A 16,395-nucleotide genomic window follows, 5' to 3' on the forward strand; every position below is an offset into this window, starting at 1 on the left:
TGAGGTAAATTAAGTTACATCGATTAAATCTGCTGTATTTTAATAAAGGTATAGAGAATATGAATAAATTATTTATGATCGTGGCATTAGCAGCAGTGGTAATGTTAAGTGGATGCAATACTTGGCATGGCCTAGGCAAAGATGTAGAGAAGGTCGGCGAGAAGATTCAGAAATCGCCAAATAATTAAATGAAGCCTTTTACTTTATTGGATGGCTTGGTCGTTCCGCTTGATCGTGCCAATGTCGATACGGATGCCATCATCCCGAAGCAGTTCCTGAAATCGATCAAACGATCTGGTTTTGGTCCGAATGCTTTCGATGAGTGGCGCTATCTCGACCATGGTGAGCCGGGCATGGATAATTCCAAACGCCAGATAAATCCGGATTTCGTCTTGAACAAGCCTCGTTATCAGGGCGGTTCCGTATTGCTTGCACGTGAGAATTTCGGCTGTGGATCTAGCCGTGAGCATGCGCCTTGGGCGTTGGAAGATTATGGTTTTCGTTCGATTATCGCACCGAGCTTTGCTGACATTTTCTTCAATAATTGCTTCAAGAATGGCATGTTGCCTATCGTATTGCCAGCTGAGATCGTCGATGAACTATTTCAAGAGGTAGAAGCGCAATCCGGTTACCAATTGGCTATCGATCTTGAGGCGCAGACTGTGATCACGCCAAGTGGTAAATCCTACCCTTTTGAAGTGGATGCTTTCCGTAAACATTGCTTATTAAATGGCTTAGATGATATTGGCCTCACGATGCAGCAGCAAGATAAGATCAAAGCATTCGAGATCAAACATCAAGCATCACAGCCTTGGCTATTCAATTAGAGCAAGCTGATTTATAAACAGATCAAGAAATAATTCAGGAATTTTAAGGTTATGAAAATTGCAGTATTACCCGGCGATGGTATCGGGCCAGAGATCGTTGCGCAGGCGGTAAAAGTACTTAATGCCTTAAATATAGATTTGCAGTTGCAAGAAGCCCACATTGGAGGCGCAGGTTACGATGCTGAAGGTGATCCGCTCCCCGCTTCAACGCTTAAACTAGCGCAGGAATCTGATGCGGTATTGCTTGGTGCGGTTGGCGGCTGGCAGTATGACACTTTGCCACGTGATATGCGTCCTGAGCGCGGTCTTTTGCGTATTCGTAAAGAACTAGGCCTGTTTGCTAATCTACGCCCAGCGCTTTTGTATGATGAATTGGCTAGCGCTTCTACCCTAAAGCCTGAAGTGGTTTCCGGTTTGGATATCATGATTGTACGCGAGCTTACGGGTGATATCTATTTTGGGCAGCCACGTGGCATCACAACATTAGCGAATGGTGAGCGCGAGGGTATCAATACGATGCGCTATACCGAGTCTGAGATTCGCCGTATCGGCCGTGTCGCATTCGATATTGCAATGAAGCGTAATAAGAAAGTCTGCTCAGTCGATAAAGCGAATGTGTTGGAGACAACAGAGCTTTGGCGTCAGGTGATGATCGAGCTATCAAAAGACTATCCTGAAGTCGAACTTAGCCACATGTATGTCGATAATGCGGCAATGCAATTGGTGAGAGCGCCAAAGCAGTTCGATGTGATCGTGACAGGTAACATCTTCGGCGATATCCTCTCTGATGAGGCATCGATGCTGACAGGCTCTATCGGTATGCTACCTTCTGCGTCACTCGATCAGAATAATAAAGGCATGTATGAGCCTAGCCATGGTTCTGCCCCAGATATCGCTGGCAAAGATATTGCTAATCCATTAGCGACGATTCTTTCGGCGGTGATGATGTTGCGCTACACATTTAACGATGAAGCCAATGCGCAACGGATTGAGAACGCTGTTAAGAAAACATTGGCGCAAGGTTATCGTACAGGTGATATCTATACCGACGGTACGAAGAAAGTAAAATGTAGTGAAATGGGCGATGCAGTCGTTGCCGCTCTGTAATTTTGGAACATAAATCATGTTAACTGTAGGTTTTATCGGATGGCGAGGAATGGTGGGATCTGTGCTTATCCAGCGTATGCTGGAAGAGCAGGATTTCGATCATATCGAACCCGTTTTCTTCACCACCTCGCAGCCGGGCGGCAAAGGCCCTGCGATTGGTAAAGATACACCGCCATTAAAAGATGCAAAAGATATCGCCGAGCTTAAGGCGATGGATGTCATCATCTCGTGTCAAGGGAGTGATTACACCGCTGAGATATTCCCACAGTTGCGCGCTGATGGTTGGCAAGGGCACTGGATAGATGCCGCAAACAAATTGCGCATGGAGAATGACGCAACCATCATTCTCGATCCTGTAAACCTCAATGTAATCCAAGATGCATTGGTGCACGGTGGAAAGAACTGGATAGGCGGTAACTGTACTGTATCGCTCATGCTGATGGCGCTGAATGGCCTGTTCAAGGCTGATTTGGTGGAGTGGGCGAGTTCCATGACCTACCAAGCTGCATCAGGTGCTGGTGCACAAAATATGCGTGAATTACTCAAGCAGATGGGTGAGGCACATCGTGTTGCCCAAAACTTATTATCTGATCCAGCTTCTGCCATATTGGATATTGACCGTGAAGTCGCGGGTATCTTGCGCGATGAACGATTCCCCACCTCTCATTTTGGCGTGCCGCTTGCTGGTAGTCTGATTCCATGGATCGATAAAGATCTAGGTAACGGCCAGAGCAAAGAAGAGTGGAAAGGGCAGGCAGAGACTAATAAGATTCTTGGTCGTGAATCCAATCCGATCCCTATTGATGGTCTATGCGTGCGTATCGGTGCCATGCGCTGTCACTCACAAGCGTTGACTATCAAGCTCAAGCAAGATGTGCCGTTAGATGAAATAAATAGCATGCTCGCTGAAGCGAATGCTTGGGCTAAAGTGATTCCTAATGAAAAGAATGCGACCGTGAGTGCGTTAACACCGGCTGCCGTGACAGGCACGCTGGAAACTCCTGTAGGGCGATTGCGCAAGATGAACATGGGATCACAATATCTTTCAGCCTTTACCGTGGGAGATCAATTATTGTGGGGAGCCGCTGAGCCGCTGCGTCGAATGTTGAGGATTTTGATCGAGCGGTAAGTTGTTTTTTTGCCATCTTTATAAATTATTTATATCTATTTAGATAGCGTCTAAATATAAAGTGTGGCATGAGCTTGCATCTCTAACTATTTGATGTTAATTTAATAAAGCAACTATATAGTTCGATAAGGGTGAGATGGTGCATAAGTCGAAATTAAAGCGAATTTCGCTAGCGGTATGTTTTGCATTAATGCCATTTGCTGTTGAAGCAGCTGGTCTTGGGAAGCTCACAGTGATCTCTGGTCTCGGTGAACCTTTAAATGCAGAAATAGAATTGCTGGCAACGGGTCCTGAAGAGTTATCAAGCCTAAGTGCTGCTATTGCACCTGATGAAGCCTATGCAGTTCAAGGCATCGAACGTACAGCATTGCAAAAGGCGATCAAGCTAGAAGTCAAAAAGAAACCTGATGGTACGGCACTGCTCAAGCTGAGCTCCAGCCAGCCAATCACTGATCCATTCCTAGATATGTTGATTCAGGTTGATTGGTCTACAGGTCGCCTACTTCGCGAATACACCTTGTTATTAGATCCGCCAGGATACGCACAGGCGCCTACAACTTCGCCTATTGCTAATCCTACTAGTATCTCTAGTCAGCCGCTTGCTGCACCAGCCGCCCCTGCGATGGTGGATGAAAAAAAGTCTAATGGCGTTACTGCTCCTAGCAAGAAATCAAAAGCACCTCTTGCCCCTGTTGCTGCAAAACCTGAAGCAACCGAAAATGAAACCCACACCACTGTAAAAGGCGATACTTTAATCGCCCTTGCGAGAGAAGCGCAGCCCGAGGGCGTAAGTCTTGAGCAAGTATTGGCTGGTCTATATCAAGCCAATAAGGGCGCCTTCGTTGATGGCAACATGAATCGCCTTAAAGTCGGTCAGATTATTAAGGTGCCGAGCGCTGAGCAATTGGGCGCAGTGCCAAAAGCTGAGGCAGCCAAGCAAGTCCGTGTGCATTCTGCTGATTGGAATGCGTACCGTAATAAATTAGCAGGGGCTGTTGCTGAAGCGCCTGCTGCGCGTGAAGATGCTGGCAATAAAGCAGCAAGTAGCGGAAAAATCACTACAGCCGCTGAAGATAAAGCTGCACCAGCGCCTGCAGGTCCGCGAGATGTCGTGAAGTTATCGAAAAACGACTCAGCAGCAACAAAAAACCTTCAGGACAAACTGAATAACCTGCAAGAAGAAGCCATTGCACGTGAGAAAAGTGTAAAAGAGGCGAATGAGCGTACCGCCGCACTTGAAAAACAAGTGGCGGATATGCAAAAGTTATTAGCGATCAAGAATCAGGCAATGGCTGAGTTGCAAAAAAATGCGGCAACACCACCGGCACCAGAAGTGAAAGCACCTCCAGTTGCACCTGTAGAGCCACCTAAGCAGGTCGCGCCTGAGCCTGCCAAGCCTGAGGTAACTATAGCGCCAGAAGTACCTCCGGCACCAGCGGAATCTGCTGCGCCAGAAACACCAAAAACACCAGAACCAGCAAAGCCTGAGCAGGAAAAGAAAGTACCTGCGAAAAAAGTTGTGGTGCCAGAGCCGGTTGTTTCTGAGCCAAGCCTGTTGGATGATATCGATCCAGTCGTCGTTGGTGGCGGTTTGGGCGCCTTACTCCTGCTGGCTGGTGGGTGGTTCTTCCTCCGTAACAAACGCAGGCGCAGTCTGGATGGGTTTGAAAAAGATATCCTGACTTCCGGCGGTCTTAAAGCGAATACTGTATTCGGTAATACGCTAGGCGGCGGCGTGGATGGGGGCGATACTTCATTCCTAGCTGACTTCTCGCAAAGCAGCGGCATGATTGATACACATGATGTCGATCCTATTGCTGAGGCAGAAGTCTATATGGCTTACGGACGCGATGCGCAAGCTGAAGAAATATTAAAAGACGCAATCACTAAAGATCCGCAACGTTATGAGTTGCATCTCAAATTGCTTGAAATGTATGCAGCGCGTAAAGATTCCTCTGCATTTGAGGCGGTTGCCGGCGAATTATATTCAACCTTAGGCTCTGCTGACCCAACATGGGCGAAAGTTGCGGTACTTGGGCGTCAGATTGAGCCAAACAATCCACTATATCAAGTCGACGAAAGTGCTATTGATGCAAGTCCTTTTGCCAGCGATTTAGATGCTAGTGATTTTGGTGCTGCCGAAAAACTTGATGTAGATGAGCTTGCTGTAGAACAATCCGTACCAGAAGATATCGGCGCGATTGAAGACATTACTGCAGAAGAGCCTTTAGAGACAAGTCTGGACTTCTCGCTGGGTGATGACACTGAAGCGACTTCAACTACTGCCTCACCAGAAGAGGAATCACTTGATTTCGACATTGGCGGTGCGTTAGCAACAGAAGGCGCTACTGAACCTGAAGGCCTGATAGACCTCGGTGCAACCGAATCTAAGGACGAAGCGGCAGAATTGGACTTCCAACTTGATTTTCCATCAGATACGCCAGCATCACTCCCTGAAGAGGCAACAGAAGACACGATACAGCTTGATTTATCAGACTTTTCTACCCCAACCAGTGAGTCTGTAGCGTTACCTGACCTTGCAGTAACGGAACCAAAAGAAGCGGCTGCTGAATTTGACGAAATAGCGAGTTTTGATGTGGAGGCGTTGCCGGAGCTTTCTACAGAAAACCCTGCTACAGAAAAACCTGAAGAAGAAATCAGCTTCGATTTTCCTGAAATGCAGGTATCTGAATTGGAGATACCTGAAGTTGATGCACCAAAAGCTTCAGAGTCTCCTAAAGTTTCTGAGCCGATCGTAGCGCCTATCATTGCAGATGAGACGATAGAGCTTTCATTGCCTGAGTTTGATAAGACAACAATCATGCATGCTAGTACAGATAATGAAATCGTTTTTGAATCTAACCCAGCTGATTCAGCCGCATTTGATCTAGACCTAGATGTCGACTTTGGTAGCTTGGAGGCTGAAACAAAAGAGCCTGCTGTGACTCAAGATGTTGTGGCTGAAGATAATAGTTTGCCGGAAATCGATCTATCAGGCATTACGCTGGATCTTGACCCTGCGACATCAGAAGAAGTAGATTCTGTAAGTTCAGAATCCTCCGAGGTTGATACTAAGCTGGATCTAGTAACAGCCTATATGGATATGGGGGATAACGAAGGCGCGCGCGAATTGCTTGAAGAAGTCCTGAAAGAGGGTGGTGAGCAACAGCGTGCACGTGCTGAAGAGATATTAAAAACACTAGGCTAATTTGCACATGTGAGGAAAAAGCCGGATTATTTAGTCCGGCTTTTTTGTTTTATAAGGATGATGTGTTGGTAATAGGGTTCTTTTTGAAATGAGGGTCGTACTTGGCTTGGAGTACGATGGCTCCCAGTTTTGTGGGTGGCAAAGCCAGCCAGCATTCTGCGGAGCGCAGGATGCATTGGAAAAGGCGCTTGCTCTCATGGCAGGTCACGAAATCCGTGTAATCGCCGCAGGCCGTACGGATACTGGCGTGCACGCGCTCTCCCAAATCGTACATTTTGATACTTTGACCGAGCGGCCTATTGATGCTTGGGTGCGAGGTGTCAATGCCAATCTGCCAAAATCCTTGCGTGTATTATGGGCAAAGTTGGTGGATGGCGAGTTTCATGCAAGGTTCGACGCAAAGCGGCGTAGTTATCAATACCTGTTACTTAATCATGCGACCGCACCTGCAGTGATGTCAGGTAAAGTAGGTTGGTTTCATTTGCCTTTGAACGAAATGCTGATGCAAGAGGCGGCAAATTACTTGCTAGGTGAGCATGATTTCAGCGCATTCAGGGCTTCAGATTGTCAGGCAAAGTCACCTATCAGGCATCTCTACCAATCGATGGTAAGCCGTATTGGCGATTATTTGTTGTTCGACTTCTGTGGCAATGCCTTTCTTCATCATCAGGTACGCAATATGGTCGGTGCTTTGATTTATATCGGTAAAGGTAAACATCCGCCAGCCTATATAAAAGAGCTCTTGCAGGCGCGAGACAGGACAAAGTCACCGCCAACCTTTATGCCGGATGGACTTTATCTCACAGGGGTTGAATATGATGTGGCTTGGAATCTGCCCAATACTCAGCGTCATCTGAATCTGCTACCTTAAGTTGATTTATATCGTTATTTTTTTGTGACACTGGCACGTCTTTAAGTTACCCTAAACCCTTTTCGATAAGACATTTTTCCATTGAGAACTCGCGTAAAAATCTGTGGCATCACACGTTCGGAGGATGCCATCGCCGCCATAGAGCAAGGCTGTGATGCTATTGGGCTGGTTTTTTATGACAAGAGCCCTAGGTATGTCAGCATTAAACAAGCCGCTGCGATTGCTGCCGATATTCCTGCATTCATCTCTGTTGTCGGGCTTTTTGTTGATGCCAGTGTGGAGGAGATTCGCGCTGTCAGCTCAGTGTTGAGGCTTGATCTGCTGCAATTGCATGGCGATGAGACGCCTGCTGAGTGTAGGCAATATGGATTGCCTTACATGAAAGCGATTCGCGTCAAGCCTAGTACAAATTTGGTACAATGTGCAGCTGATTACAGCGATGCCAAAGCGTTACTGTTAGACACATACGCAGAAGGTGTCCCTGGCGGGACTGGTCAGGTTTTTGATTGGAAAATCATCCCGGCTAATCTAGCTAAACCCATCGTGCTTGCTGGCGGCTTGAATGCAGATAATGTTGAAATGGCGATCAGGCAAGTCAAACCATATGCAGTTGATGTAAGCGGTGGGGTAGAGATAACAAAAGGAATCAAGGATGCGGCGAAGATAGCCGCATTCATGCGAGGAGTAAACAATGCAGTTATATGACATGCCGGATGACAGCGGCCACTTTGGCCCTTATGGTGGTATTTTTGTTGCCGAGACATTGATTGAAGCACTGGAAGAGTTACGCGTCATGTACGAGCGTTATCGCCATGACCCTGAATTTCTCGCTGAATTTGCGCATGATCTTAAATATTTCGTTGGCCGCCCAAGTCCAATCTACTATGCCAAGCGCTGGTCAGAGAGAGTCGGTGGCGCCCGTATTTATTTAAAACGTGAAGACCTCAACCACACTGGGGCGCATAAGGTAAATAATACAGTAGGTCAGGCATTGCTGGCCAAGCGCATGGGTAAGCCACGTATCATCGCGGAAACAGGCGCTGGTCAACATGGTGTTGCCACAGCCACGATCGCTGCGCGTATGGGGCTTGAATGTGTGGTCTATATGGGCTCCGAAGATGTGAAGCGCCAAGCACCGAATGTGTATCGCATGAAGCTTTTAGGTGCTACTGTTGTTCCTGTCGAGAGTGGCTCAAAAACGCTTAAAGATGCGCTGAATGAAGCGATGCGTGATTGGGTCACCAATATTGAGAATACGTTTTACATTATTGGCACAGTAGCTGGCCCGCACCCATATCCGATGATGGTACGTGATTTTCAAGCAGTCATTGGCGTTGAAGCCAAGCAGCAGATGCAAGAGATGCTTGGTAGGCAGCCGGATGCAGTCGTCGCATGTGTCGGTGGTGGTTCTAACGCCATGGGTATTTTCTACCCATACATCGATAATCCAGATGTACGTTTGATCGGTGTTGAGGCTGCTGGTTATGGCATGGAAACTGGTAAGCATGCTGCTCCTCTGACCGCAAATAGCTCGGTGGGCGTGCTGCATGGCAATCGTACTTATTTGATGCAGGATGCTGATGGACAGATCATTGAGACACACTCCATCTCCGCGGGTCTTGATTATCCAGGGGTGGGGCCCGAACATGCATGGTTGAAAGATATCAAGCGTGCCGAGTATGTAGCCATTACTGACGATGAGGCGATGGAGGCTTTTCATAGCTTGTGTCGTACAGAAGGGATTATTCCTGCACTTGAGTCTAGCCATGCATTGGCTTATGCCGAAAAGCTTGCAGCCACCATGTCACCTGACCAAGTCGTATTAGTGAACCTTTCTGGCCGTGGTGATAAAGATATTAATACGGTCGCAAAACTTTCTGGCATCACTCTTTAAAAATTAAAAGCCTTAAAACTCATGTCACGTATAAAAACAACGTTTGCTCAATTGAAGCAAGCAGGTAAGAAAGCACTGATTCCATACATTACTGCCGGTGACCCACATCCAAAGCTGACCGTGGAACTGATGCATGCAATGGTTGCTTCTGGCGCTAATATCCTTGAGCTTGGTGTGCCATTCTCGGACCCGATGGCAGATGGCCCTGTGATTCAACGTGCGAGCGAGCGAGCATTGGTACACCATGTGGGTTTGCATCATGTTTTGGATATGGTGAAAGAGTTTCGCTTAAAAGATAACCTTACGCCTGTTGTGCTCATGGGTTATGCGAACCCAATCGAGGCGATGGGTATTGAGAATTTCGCTGATAAGGCAAAAGGATCGGGCGTTGATGGAGTGTTAACCGTCGATTATCCACCAGAAGAGTGTACTGAGTTCGTCGGCCTTTTGAAGGCACGTGATATTGACCCCATTTTTCTCTTGTCACCGACCACCGAGCTTTCACGTATCGAGACCATTGTCAGCAAGGCCAATGGTTTTGTGTATTATGTCTCGCTTAAAGGGGTGACTGGTGCTGGTCATTTAGATATAGAAGACGTGGCAAATAAGGTCAGTGCTATTCGTACTAAAACCGATCTGCCTATCGGCGTAGGTTTCGGTGTGCGCGATGCGGCAACGGCTAAACTGATTAGTAATATTGGCGATGCTGTTGTTGTTGGCAGCCGGATGGTACAAGAGATGGAACAATCAACTGAACAAAATATCGTCGCCAATCTGAGTGCGCTCGTCGCAGAATTACGCGCTGCAATCGATGCTTGAAATAGATGCACGCTTAAAGAGTTTGTATAAAGGATTACATTATGAGTAGCTGGTTACAGAAACTTCTTCCACCTAAAATCAATCGTAACGATGGCGCTGCTGGCCGAAAGACCGTGCCTGAAGGCCTCTGGAGTAAATGCCCTTCATGCGAAGCTGTGTTGTATCGTACTGATTTGGAAAGTAATTCCGAAGTATGTCCTAAATGTAATTATCACAATCGCATTTCCGCAAGAGCCCGTCTGAACATGCTTTTGGATGAAGAAGGGCGTTTTGAAATCGGCGCTGAAGTGCAGCCTATTGATCCTTTGAAATTCAAGGATAGCAAACGTTATGCAGACCGCTTGAAATCTTCGCAGTCTGATGTCGGTGAGACGGATTCGCTGATCGTGATGCAAGGTAGCATCAAGACCTTGCCTGTCGTCATTGCAGCATTTGAGTTCAAGTTCATGGGTGGTTCCATGGGCTCAGTGGTCGGCGAGCGTTTTGTGCGTGGCGTGATGGCAGCCATTGAGCAGAAATCCCCATTTATATGTGTTGCCGCCAGTGGCGGTGCACGTATGCAAGAGGGCTTGTTCTCGCTGATGCAAATGGCAAAGACCAGTGCTGCATTGACTGCCTTAAGCAATGCGGGCTTGCCTTATATTTCTGTACTTACAGACCCGACAATGGGCGGTGTGTCAGCCAGCTTTGCGATGTTGGGCGATGTGATTGTTGCCGAGCCGCAAGCGCTGATTGGTTTTGCTGGCCCACGCGTGATTGAGCAAACGGTGCGTGAAACGCTGCCAGAAGGTTTCCAACGCTCTGAGTTCTTATTGGAACATGGCGCTGTCGATATCATCGTTGATCGTCGCGAAATGCGTGATCGATTTGTGACTATCCTGACCAGTTTGATGAATAAGCCCGCGATTTCCTAGATACACTTTATTTAGCACACCTTACACAGTGACAACTCCCTCGAAGCTGCCAAATGGCTTGGCAGCTTGGCTTGAATATATTGAAGCGTTGCACCCCAAGTCTATTGCGATGGGGTTGGGGCGCGTGAATGAAGTTAAACAGCGCCTTCACCTCGATACTATTTTCCCTGTCATCATTGTGGCTGGCACCAATGGCAAAGGCTCAACCTGTGCCATGTTAGAGCGTATCTACCATGAGGCTGGGTATCGTGTTGGCTGTTATGCGTCCCCCCATTTGTTACGATATAACGAGAGAGTGCGTGTTGCTTGCCAAGAGGTGAGCGATGATGACTTATGCAATGCTTTTGCTGCTGTAGAGCACGCTCGCCAAGCTGTTGCACTCACTTATTTTGAATTTGGTACATTAGCTGCATTCTGGCATTTTGCGCATGCAGGGCTCGATGTCGCTGTGTTAGAAGTGGGGCTGGGTGGTCGATTGGATGCTGTGAATGTGTTTGATCCTGCATGCAGTATCGTGACCAGTATCGATATGGATCACATGGATTTCCTTGGTAATACGCGTGAGCATATCGGCTACGAAAAAGCCGGAGTTTTCAGGTCCAACGTGCCTGCTATTTGTGGAGATATGAATCCCCCCGCTTCTTTGCTGAGTCACGCTTCTCAGATTCATGCTGATTTAAGGTTGATTGGACGTGACTTCTCGTTTAAGGCTCAGCCGCAATCATGGCGCTATATTGCTGACGGTACAATAGCAGATAGCGATCTGCCATTTCCCGCATTGGTTGGAGATTTCCAGTTGATGAATGCATCTGCCGTAATGGCCGCTATTGATGTGCTTCAGCCTCAGCTTCCTGTGAATATCGATCATATTACTCAAGGTCTAAATAACGTCTCCCTTTCCGGGCGCTTTCAAAAGATCGCTGAAACCCCAGAGGTCTTATTAGACGTTGCGCATAACCCTCATGCTGCAAGAGCGCTCGCGGGAAACTTGGCTTCTTCAACATGCGAGGGGCAGACGATCGCTATTTTTGCGATGTTGGCCGATAAAGATATACCGGGCGTAGTAGCTGAGGTGGTCGAGCACATAGACTGTTGGTATGTGGCGGATATCGATAATGTGAGAGGTGCTAAAGCCGTGCAGCTTGACGAGATCATCATGCAGATATCACCTGATGCTAAAGTAAAAAAATTCACCAGTGTCAATTCAGCTTATCAGCAAGCCTGTTTAGATGTCGCTGAAAATGATAGAATTATCGTATGCGGTTCATTCTTCACTGTGGCCGATGTAATGAAGGCCTCACCCGCGATTTACTCCGAACACTAGGATTCGAAATGCCGCCAGACAATTTGAACGAGCAGGAACTTCAATTTAAAAAACGTGCCCGTAGGCGATTGGTCGGCGCGATAGCCTTGGTGTTACTGATGATTACCGTGCTGCCTATGGTGCTGGATGATCGTTCGAGTAAGATGCCACAGCAAGATATCGCGATTAGTATCCCTAGCCAAGATGGCGCGGAGTTTACCTCCAAGATTGTACCCCTTACCCCAGACACAACAGCGCAAGAAGAAATTTCTGACCTAGAATCATCAGTGCCACTAGAGTCCACAGATGCGCCTGAAGTGGCAAGCCCTGCACCAGTTGAGCCGCCAAAACCAGAGCTTGCTGAAGTCAAAAAACCTGAAGTACCGACCCCTGCACCCGTTGCTAAACCTGAGGCACCTAAACCAACCCCTGCACCTGTTAAGAAAGAAACAGTAGTTGCAAAACCTCCTGTAGAAAAAGATGCAGCTGTAAAAGCCGTTAAAGAGGCTGGTGTTGCCAAAGGTGATGTTTTTTCTGTGCAGATTGGTGTGTTTTCAGACCCTGCGAATGTGAAACAGCTACAGCAAAAGCTAGCGACACAGAGCCTTAAGTCCTACACAGAAAAATTGCCTACTGCCAGCGGTGAAAAGATCAGGTTGCGTGCGGGCCCATTCTCCAGCAGGGTGGATGCTGAAAAAGCGCTCGCTAAAGCTAAGGATGTAGGATTGGTCGGCATGATCGTCACGAATAAGTAAAGTTTTAACATACACTTGATATGACAACGTTCGACTACGCGGTATTGGCGATTATAGGGTTGTCTATATTATTGAGCATGATGCGCGGTTTTGTACGTGAGGTATTGGCTTTAGCTAGTTGGGCGGTGGCTTTTTTTGTTGCGAAAATATATACCTTGCAATTGGCACCTTTGCTCCCATCTACAATACCAAGTGATGCATTAAAGTTTTTGGCAGCTTTTATTATTTTGTTTTTAGCCACCTTGCTTATTTGTAGTTTATTGGCGATTGCACTATCGCAGATATTCAAAAAAGCAGGGTTGGATTGGGTGGACCGCTTGCTAGGCGCACTATTTGGCGCAGCACGTGGATTAATGATTATTGGTGTATTGGTGTTTCTGGCAGGGCTGACTGATATGCCGAAAGATGCGCGCTGGCGTAATGCCATGTTTAGTGCGCCCTTGGAGGCGATGGTGAATAGTATTTTGCCATGGTTTCCTGAGGACATTGCCAAGCACATTAAATACGACTAAATTAAGCATTAAACTTAATTGATTGAACAAAGTCGTAGTTTGACTCACAGGTTTTAGTTATTAGGATACTCACCTCATGTGTGGAATCATCGGCATCGTTGGCAAGAACCCGGTCAATCAATTCCTCTACGATGGATTGCTTGTACTTCAGCATCGTGGACAAGATGCCGCAGGTATCGTCACCTGTGACGGGGGGACGTTCTTCATGCACAAGAATAACGGTTTGGTGCAGGATGTCTTCCAAACACGTCATATGCGTAGCCTGCAAGGCAATGCCGGTATCGCACATGTTCGCTATCCGACAGCTGGCTCATCTTCTGCCGCTGAAGCGCAACCGTTTTACGTAAATTCCCCATTTGGTATCGTGCTTGGTCATAACGGTAACTTGACCAATTCAGCACAATTAAAACAAGAGATGTTCCGTCAGGATCTGCGTCATATCAATACTAGCTCTGACTCTGAAGTGCTGTTGAATGTGCTGGCGCATGAGATCGAACAAACAGCGCATAGCGCAGTGCTTGATACCGATATGATCTTTGAGGCCGTTGCTGGCGTGCACAATCGCTGTAAAGGCGCATATGCCGTAGTGGCAATGGTCGCTAATTTCGGTTTGCTGGCTTTCCGTGATCCTAACGGTATTCGCCCTTTAGTCATTGGTAAACATGAAACAGAAAAAGGCACTGAGTACATTGTGGCCTCAGAGAGTGTGGCGCTTGATGTGCTTGGGTTTAAACTGATTCGCGACGTAGAGCCTGGCGAAGCCATTTTTATCGATATGGATGGTAATTTCTTCTCCCGGCAATGTGCTGAGAATGCCAAGCTTTCATCCTGTATCTTTGAATATGTTTATCTTGCGCGCCCAGACTCAGTAATCGATGGCGTTTCTGTTTATCAGACGCGTCTGCATATGGGTGAGAGTCTCGCCAAGAAAATTGCTGAAGAATGGTCACATCTAAAAATCGATGTGGTCATCCCGATCCCTGATACAAGCCGCCCGAGCGCGCTGGAGTTGGCGAATAAGCTTAACCTGACTTATCGTGAAGGTTTCATCAAGAATCGTTATATTGGTCGCACTTTTATTATGCCTGGCCAAGCATTACGTAAGAAATCTGTACGTCAAAAACTGAATCCAATCGGGATGGAGTTCAAGGGTAAAAATGTATTGCTCGTTGATGACTCCATTGTCCGCGGTACTACATCCAAGCAGATCGTTCAAATGGCGCGCGATGCGGGCGCCAATAAAGTATTCTTTGCCTCAGCTGCGCCGCCTGTCAGGTTCCCTAATGTTTACGGTATCGATATGCCGACACGCGATGAGTTGCTTGCAACTGGACGTACGGATGAAGAAATCTGTGCCGAAATTGGTGCTGATGCATTGATCTATCAGGATCTTGATGCATTAGTACATGCTGTCCAGCTAAGTAATCCTAATATCAAGTCGTTTGATTGTTCCTGTTTCGATGGGCACTACGTGACAGGAGATATCGATGAGATTTATTTGAATAATATCGAGTCTTCACGCGGTGATAAAGCAGGGTTGAAGAAACCAATTAATTCCAGCACACAACTGGATCTTAACCTAGTGACGATCAAGGAACATGAAGAGGAGGCTGCTTAGCTTAGTAAGCGAGAGTGGTTGACCAAATGGTTTTGCAGGACTAACATTTGATTGCGCCGATTTGAGATTATTTAGGTAACTCAGCTTGCGGGCGCTTAATAAATTCAGCTAAAGCGAGTAATTAAACCCGTTTTAGCTTAGCTAACGCGGGTTTTTTTATGCCCATTTTGTAGGGAAGATTGGAATTATATTATGACGAATGAGTGGCAGGCAGAAACGCTGGCAGTACGTGCCGGCAGTGAGCATACGGCTTTTGGAGAGAACTCCGAGGCGATGTTTTTGACATCCAGCTTTGTATTCGAGAACGCAGCGCAGGCGGCGGCCCGTTTTGGCGGACAAGAGCCGGGCAATATCTATTCTCGCTTCACGAATCCAACTGTGACCATGTTCCAGAATAAGCTGGCGGCGCTAGAGGGTGCTGAGTCTTGCGTCGCGACTTCTTCTGGTATGGCTGCCATTCTTGCCGCAGTGATGGGTGTGTGCTCTGCGGGCGATCACGTTGTTGCCTCACGTAGTATCTTTGGCACTTCTGTGCAGCTCTTCGGCAATATCCTTAAACGTTGGGGCTTGGAGACCACGTTTGTCTCATTGACTGATCCTGATGAGTGGAAAGCGGCGATTCAGCCGAATACCAAACTATTTTTTGTCGAAACACCGTCTAACCCGCTGACTGAGGTTTGCGATATTCCAGCACTTGCGACGATTGCACATGAGGCAGGCGTATTGCTGGCGGTTGATAATTGCTTCTGCACACCAGCGTTGCAAAAGCCTTTAGCACTCGGGGCTGATATCGTGATTCATTCTGCGACTAAATACATTGACGGCCAAGGACGTTGTCTTGGTGGTGCTGTATTGGGTAAAAAAGACGTGTTGGAACCTGTCTATGGTTTCTTGCGTACAGCAGGCCCAACCATGAGCGCATTCAATGCATGGGTTTTCCTGAAAGGGCTTGAGACTTTACATGTGCGTATGGAAGCGCATGCGCGTAATGCCTTGGAACTTGCGCAGTGGCTCGAAGCGCAATCAGGGGTTGCCCGCGTTTATTACCCTGGTTTGCCATCACATCCACAGCATCAACTAGCGATGAAGCAGCAAAAATATGGTGGAGCTATCGTTTCATTTGATGTCAAAGGCGGCCAAGAGGCTGCATGGCGCTTGATTGATGCAACCAAGCTGATTTCGATCACAGCGAATCTTGGGGATGCTAAAAGTACGATCACGCACCCTGCGACAACAACACATAGCCGTGTAACACCCGAGGCACGTGTGGCATCAGGAATTGGAGATGGTTTAGTCCGCATTGCTGTCGGTTTGGAGCACGTGGATGACTTGAAGGCTGATTTAGCTTTGCTGCGTTAACTATAGCGGGTAACATGCTTTGCACTTTTCGCTTTTTTACGAGTCGAAATAAATACTAGGCTTGAGTTTTTTAATATAC

15 protein-coding genes are annotated in these 16,395 nt (G+C 47.3%); all 15 read left to right on the forward strand.

Going from position 1 to position 16,395, the window contains the following annotated elements:
* Positions 1–59: 59 nt before the first annotated feature.
* The 15 genes from A7981_RS05185 to A7981_RS05255 all read left to right on the forward strand — a co-directional run bounded on the left by A7981_RS05185 (position 60) and on the right by A7981_RS05255 (position 16,316).
* The gene (locus tag A7981_RS05185) at positions 60–188 is read left to right on the forward strand and encodes an entericidin A/B family lipoprotein (RefSeq protein ID WP_067264932.1); all 129 of its coding nucleotides are present in this window, start codon (positions 60–62) and stop codon (positions 186–188) included.
* Positions 189–827, forward strand: a complete 639-nt coding sequence (leuD, locus tag A7981_RS05190; RefSeq protein ID WP_067264934.1) for a 3-isopropylmalate dehydratase small subunit — start codon at positions 189–191, stop codon at positions 825–827.
* A 51-nt stretch (positions 828–878) separates the two neighbouring features.
* Positions 879–1,934, forward strand: a complete 1,056-nt coding sequence (gene leuB, locus A7981_RS05195) for a 3-isopropylmalate dehydrogenase (RefSeq protein WP_067264942.1) — start codon at positions 879–881, stop codon at positions 1,932–1,934.
* A 16-nt stretch (positions 1,935–1,950) separates the two neighbouring features.
* The gene (gene asd / locus A7981_RS05200) at positions 1,951–3,063 is read left to right on the forward strand and encodes an aspartate-semialdehyde dehydrogenase (RefSeq protein WP_067264945.1); all 1,113 of its coding nucleotides are present in this window, start codon (positions 1,951–1,953) and stop codon (positions 3,061–3,063) included.
* 190 nt (positions 3,064–3,253) lie between these two features.
* Positions 3,254–6,271 carry a FimV/HubP family polar landmark protein gene (locus tag A7981_RS05205; protein ID WP_254258504.1) on the forward strand — a complete coding sequence of 1,006 codons (3,018 nt, stop codon included), beginning with the start codon at positions 3,254–3,256 and terminating at the stop codon, positions 6,269–6,271.
* Positions 6,272–6,359: 88 nt separating this feature from the next.
* Positions 6,360–7,142 (forward strand): tRNA pseudouridine(38-40) synthase TruA, encoded by a 783-nt coding sequence (gene truA, locus A7981_RS05210; protein ID WP_067264949.1) that lies wholly within the window; start codon positions 6,360–6,362, stop codon positions 7,140–7,142.
* Between the two features lie 81 nt (positions 7,143–7,223).
* Complete coding sequence (locus A7981_RS05215; RefSeq protein WP_067264951.1) at positions 7,224–7,847, forward strand: phosphoribosylanthranilate isomerase; 624 nt, start codon at positions 7,224–7,226, stop codon at positions 7,845–7,847.
* A complete protein-coding gene (gene trpB / locus A7981_RS05220) occupies positions 7,834–9,036 on the forward strand; it encodes a tryptophan synthase subunit beta (protein ID WP_067264953.1) in 1,203 nt (400 codons plus the stop codon). The genes A7981_RS05215 and trpB overlap by 14 nt, the downstream gene beginning before the upstream one ends.
* Positions 9,037–9,057: 21 nt before the next feature.
* Positions 9,058–9,855, forward strand: a complete 798-nt coding sequence (trpA, locus tag A7981_RS05225) for a tryptophan synthase subunit alpha (protein ID WP_067264958.1) — start codon at positions 9,058–9,060, stop codon at positions 9,853–9,855.
* Positions 9,856–9,896: 41 nt separating this feature from the next.
* Positions 9,897–10,769, forward strand: a complete 873-nt coding sequence (gene accD / locus A7981_RS05230; RefSeq protein WP_067264960.1) for an acetyl-CoA carboxylase, carboxyltransferase subunit beta — start codon at positions 9,897–9,899, stop codon at positions 10,767–10,769.
* Positions 10,770–10,797: 28 nt separating this feature from the next.
* Complete coding sequence (gene folC / locus A7981_RS05235) at positions 10,798–12,093, forward strand: bifunctional tetrahydrofolate synthase/dihydrofolate synthase (RefSeq protein ID WP_067264968.1); 1,296 nt, start codon at positions 10,798–10,800, stop codon at positions 12,091–12,093.
* Positions 12,094–12,101: 8 nt separating this feature from the next.
* A complete protein-coding gene (locus A7981_RS05240; RefSeq protein WP_067264970.1) occupies positions 12,102–12,827 on the forward strand; it encodes an SPOR domain-containing protein in 726 nt (241 codons plus the stop codon).
* Between the two features lie 20 nt (positions 12,828–12,847).
* Positions 12,848–13,339, forward strand: coding sequence for a CvpA family protein (locus A7981_RS05245; RefSeq protein WP_067264974.1), 492 nt, complete (start codon positions 12,848–12,850; stop codon positions 13,337–13,339).
* A gap of 76 nt (positions 13,340–13,415) precedes the next feature.
* Positions 13,416–14,957, forward strand: a complete 1,542-nt coding sequence (gene purF / locus A7981_RS05250; protein WP_067264978.1) for an amidophosphoribosyltransferase — start codon at positions 13,416–13,418, stop codon at positions 14,955–14,957.
* Between the two features lie 192 nt (positions 14,958–15,149).
* A complete protein-coding gene (locus A7981_RS05255) occupies positions 15,150–16,316 on the forward strand; it encodes an O-succinylhomoserine sulfhydrylase (protein WP_067264981.1) in 1,167 nt (388 codons plus the stop codon).
* Positions 16,317–16,395 lie beyond the last annotated feature (79 nt).

This window comes from Methylovorus sp. MM2, from assembly GCF_001648895.1.
Taxonomy (GTDB): domain Bacteria; phylum Pseudomonadota; class Gammaproteobacteria; order Burkholderiales; family Methylophilaceae; genus MM1.

Excerpts from the sequence above, each read along its gene's own strand:
- A7981_RS05185 (WP_067264932.1), top strand. The coding sequence starts at position 60 with ATGAATAAATTATTTATGATCGTGGCATTAGCAGCAGTGGTAATGTTA.
- leuD (WP_067264934.1), top strand. The coding sequence starts at position 189 with ATGAAGCCTTTTACTTTATTGGATGGCTTGGTCGTTCCGCTTGATCGT.
- leuB (WP_067264942.1), top strand. The coding sequence starts at position 879 with ATGAAAATTGCAGTATTACCCGGCGATGGTATCGGGCCAGAGATCGTT.
- asd (WP_067264945.1), top strand. The coding sequence starts at position 1,951 with ATGTTAACTGTAGGTTTTATCGGATGGCGAGGAATGGTGGGATCTGTG.
- A7981_RS05205 (WP_254258504.1), top strand. The coding sequence starts at position 3,254 with ATGCCATTTGCTGTTGAAGCAGCTGGTCTTGGGAAGCTCACAGTGATC.
- truA (WP_067264949.1), top strand. The coding sequence starts at position 6,360 with ATGAGGGTCGTACTTGGCTTGGAGTACGATGGCTCCCAGTTTTGTGGG.
- trpB (WP_067264953.1), top strand. The coding sequence starts at position 7,834 with ATGCAGTTATATGACATGCCGGATGACAGCGGCCACTTTGGCCCTTAT.
- trpA (WP_067264958.1), top strand. The coding sequence starts at position 9,058 with ATGTCACGTATAAAAACAACGTTTGCTCAATTGAAGCAAGCAGGTAAG.
- accD (WP_067264960.1), top strand. The coding sequence starts at position 9,897 with ATGAGTAGCTGGTTACAGAAACTTCTTCCACCTAAAATCAATCGTAAC.
- A7981_RS05240 (WP_067264970.1), top strand. The coding sequence starts at position 12,102 with ATGCCGCCAGACAATTTGAACGAGCAGGAACTTCAATTTAAAAAACGT.
- A7981_RS05245 (WP_067264974.1), top strand. The coding sequence starts at position 12,848 with ATGACAACGTTCGACTACGCGGTATTGGCGATTATAGGGTTGTCTATA.
- purF (WP_067264978.1), top strand. The coding sequence starts at position 13,416 with ATGTGTGGAATCATCGGCATCGTTGGCAAGAACCCGGTCAATCAATTC.
- A7981_RS05255 (WP_067264981.1), top strand. The coding sequence starts at position 15,150 with ATGACGAATGAGTGGCAGGCAGAAACGCTGGCAGTACGTGCCGGCAGT.